Consider the following 3,754-nt stretch of genomic DNA (forward strand, 5'->3'; position numbering starts at 1 on the left):
TTAATGCTTGCGCAAAAGCGTCTAGCGTCGCATCCAGCTTGGCGGCTTGCGACACAGACACCTTGAGCTTGCAGGAGATAGTCAGGACTTGAGTCCTGTCACAATTATCCGTCGTCCGCATTCCTCCCGGCCTTGACCGGCCCCCCTCCCCCCGTATACGGGGGTACAGGGCGGGGCTCCTGCGGTTTCTAGCTGAAATCGGCTCGGTAGCCCCGGCAACTCTAGTTGCCCACACTACCTCCAGCCTGGGATTGGCATGGCCGTCTAAGGCCTCTGGCCTGCCGACACGAGTGGTTGGAATCCCTGAAGAATTAAGCAAACCTAGGTGGCAAGGCTAAAGCAGCTTATGCCAATGCCTACGGCAAGGCCCAAGCAATACCCAGAGCAGCCATGCCGACGGTTGGGTATGAGGTTTCTCGAGACTGAGGAAGCTTATACTTCTGTTCGCACTGGAGGTCTGGAGACCTTGGCCAGCTTTCTGGATAGCGATTTTCTGCCCAGAGGCAGTAAAAAACCTGAAGGGTAGAAGTTGATAGGAAAGCAGGTGAAGTGTGGACTGTTGAGAACCTTAGATGGTTGGCTAATCACTGCCGACGCCAATGCGGCAATCAACACGAAGTAACGGCAACTTTTGGACTTTGTCTGTGGGGAGTTAGCAGAGGCGCTTTGACAAGGCCTTTAGGAGTTTGCTTCTGGGCTGCTTGAAAATCCTTGCCACTTAAGTGCGGGGAGTGTCAAAACGGGTTATCGTATCAAGGGGATCCCCGTGTGGGGAAACAATCTGGGCTGCTCTCCCTTGGTAAAGATTGCCATGCATTCGAGCGAGTCTTTTCGACGCACCAAAATTGTCGCCACCATCGGCCCTGCCAGCTCCAACCCCGCCATCCTAAGGGAAATGATCCTGCAAGGGGCAACCACCCTTCGCCTCAACTTCTCCCATGGGGATCACGATCTGCACCGCCGCAACATCCGCCTCATCCGCCAAACCGCTATGGACCTGGGCATCCAGGTCGCCATTTTGCAAGACCTGCAGGGGCCCAAAATTCGCCTGGGCAAGTTTGCCGAAGGCTCGATTACCCTCAGGAGCGGGGATCCCTTCGTGTTGACCAGCAAGCCCATTTTGGGATCCCAGGAGCGCAGTTGGGTCACCTACGACAAGCTGGCCCAAGAGGTGCCGGAAGGGGCGACGATCCTCCTCGATGACGGTCGGGTGGAGATGCGGGTGGAGGCAGTGGATCCCGAGGCGGGGGAGCTCTTCTGCCGCACCATTGTTGGCGGCACCCTCTCCGACAACAAGGGAGTGAACTTCCCCGGCGTGCGCCTCAGCATCCGCGCCGTTACCGAAAAAGATAAGGCAGACCTTTACTTCGGCCTCAACCAAGGGGTGGACTGGGTGGCCCTTAGCTTTGTGCGGGATCCCTCTGATGTGCTGGAGCTGCGGGAACTGATGGCCGCTGTCGGCAAGCGGGTTCCTATCATCGTCAAGATTGAAAAACACGAGGCCATCCAACAACTGCCCCAGATCCTGGCCCTCAGCGACGGGGTAATGGTGGCGCGGGGAGATCTGGGTGTAGAGCTGCCGGCGGAAGAGGTGCCGATTTTGCAGAAGCGGATGATCGCCATGGCCAACTGCTTAGGGATCCCGGTGATCACTGCTACCCAAATGCTGGACAGCATGGTTCACAGCCCTCGTCCCACTCGGGCTGAGATCTCGGATGTGGCCAATGCTATTTTGGACGGCACCGATGCCGTCATGCTCTCCAACGAGACGGCGGTAGGCAAATATCCCGTCGAGGCGGTGGCGACCATGGCCCGCATTGCCGTGCGCATCGAACGGGATTACTTCAGCCCAATCTATGTCGATCGCCGCCAACACCTGCGCGCCCTCACCCTGCAGGAGCTGAGCCAAAACAACAACAGCTCTGGTAGCAATGGTTCGTCCCGGCCCAAAACCCTGATCGCCGACTCAATTAGCCGCGCCGTAGGGGAGATTGCCCAGGAGTTGGATGCGGTGGCGGTGATGACCCTGACTAAAACTGGGGCTACGGCTCGCAATGTCTCCAGGTTTCGCCCTCGCACCCCGATCTTGGCGGTAACTCCTCATGTAGAGGTGGCGCGGCAACTGCAGTTGGTGTGGGGGGTACGGCCCCTGTTGGTCATGGATTTGCCTACCACCCGCCAGACCTTTCAGGCCGCCATCAACGTGGCTCAGGAAGAAGGTTTGCTCAAGGATGGCGACTTGGTGGTGCTCAGCGCCGGCACTTTGCCAGGCGTATCCGGCTCCACTGATCTGATTAAGGTAGAGGTAGTAAAGGCAGTGGTGGCCAAAGGCAGAGGGTTTGGCAAAGGCACTGTCAGCGGCCCGGCCCGCATCCTCAGATCTAGCCTCGACGCCAGCAAAATCACCGCTGGCGACATCCTGGTTGCTCGCGCTACCGATGCCAACTATGTGGAGGCGATCAAACAGGCGGCTGGGGTGATCACCGAAGAAGATGGGGCCTCCTCCCATGCGGCGGTGATCGGTCTGCGGTTGGGGGTGCCGGTGCTGGTGGGAGTTAAGGATGCTACGCGCCTCATCCGCGACGGGGCCATCGTTACCTTGGACACCGAGAGGGGTATTGTCACTTCAGGAGCGGATGGGTTGGGCTTTTAACGGGTTTGGCGGTCATTGCGGACAAGGGTGAGACTGTCTCCTAGGCTCTCTCCCTGGGAAGGGGGAGGCAGGGATCTGCGCCGACAAGGACTCCTCAACGATCTGGAAAACAGTCTCAGCAAACTCGGCGAAGCAGATCGCCCTGCCAGGGTGCTTATGGTGGTGGTAACCAATGGCCAAGAGAACGCCAGTCGCGAGTTCCGCAAAGAGCAAATTGAGAAGATGATCAAAGAAAAAACGGAGAAAGACGGCTGGCAGTTTGTTTTCTTAAGCGCCGATCTGGCTGCCATCAAAGATGCCCATGACTTCGGCTTCGCTCCCAGCGCGTCTCTGCTTTACGAGAAGTCCGGCCTGGGCAGCAAAGGAGCGTGGCGCTCCCTTTCGCAGCGCCTCTCCGACTACCGCTCAGCTCGTCTTCAGAGGTTGATGTTCTTTGAGGAAGATCGTCAGCATCCTGACGATCCGAACAAGAACCCTGACGAGCCGAGCAAGAATAAACAAGAGTAAAAAAATCTGGTGGAACTGGCCGAGATCCTAGCCACTCCAGCAGAGCTGAGCCAATGCCCGCTCACTGGGTTTATCCGCGCAGGGAGCAGCAGAGGCGACCATCGGCACCTTAGGAAACAGAGGCAGGGATCCAGTTGACGGACAGCCCCCTTAGAAGGGGAGGGGATCCCTTTCAGCGTCGTCGAGCGCAGTGACGTAGCAACCAACTGGCGGCAGCCCGATCGCCCTCGTCCCAGGCCAATCGCTCCACGGCCACCATCACCATTGAGGTAATCACAGCCTCACTCAGGTGGCGGGAACGCAAGCGCTGCACGGCTGAGGTGGCGGCCTCTAGGTCGCGCCTACGAATTGCGCGGAGCAGCTCATCAGACATAGGCGAAGGCCAACGCGCCTCACTACCTTTCTTCCTGGTACCTTTCTACCGCAAGCGTCAGAAGCTTCCCTTTTCCTTCATTTTCTTGTCAGATAACGCAAAAGTTCGTCTTGCTCCCACAAAACGTCTCAAAAAACATCCTGAGGAATTGTTACACTTCCCAACAACAGGCTGGTACAGCCTGTTAAGGAATCAAGGGGTACAGTAGCAACACTTAGCAA

3 protein-coding genes are annotated in these 3,754 nt (G+C 57.6%); 2 read left to right on the forward strand and 1 reads right to left on the reverse strand.

Features of this window, described 5'->3' with window-relative positions; translation table 11 throughout:
* Positions 1-811 precede the first annotated feature (811 nt).
* Complete coding sequence (pyk, locus tag NW835_RS12325) at positions 812-2,653, forward strand: pyruvate kinase (protein WP_414364012.1); 1,842 nt, start codon at positions 812-814, stop codon at positions 2,651-2,653.
* A 27-nt stretch (positions 2,654-2,680) separates the two neighbouring features.
* Positions 2,681-3,160 carry a hypothetical protein gene (locus NW835_RS12330; protein ID WP_414415439.1) on the forward strand — a complete coding sequence of 160 codons (480 nt, stop codon included), beginning with the start codon at positions 2,681-2,683 and terminating at the stop codon, positions 3,158-3,160.
* A 172-nt stretch (positions 3,161-3,332) separates the two neighbouring features.
* On the opposite strand, the gene NW835_RS12335 is transcribed toward NW835_RS12330, so the two are convergent.
* Positions 3,333-3,533 carry a hypothetical protein gene (locus NW835_RS12335; protein ID WP_414364011.1) on the reverse strand — a complete coding sequence of 67 codons (201 nt, stop codon included), beginning with the start codon at positions 3,531-3,533 and terminating at the stop codon, positions 3,333-3,335.
* Between the last annotated feature and the right edge of the window lie 221 nt (positions 3,534-3,754).

Source organism: Synechococcus sp. OH2, assembly GCF_047462155.1.
Taxonomy (GTDB): domain Bacteria; phylum Cyanobacteriota; class Cyanobacteriia; order Thermostichales; family Thermostichaceae; genus Thermostichus.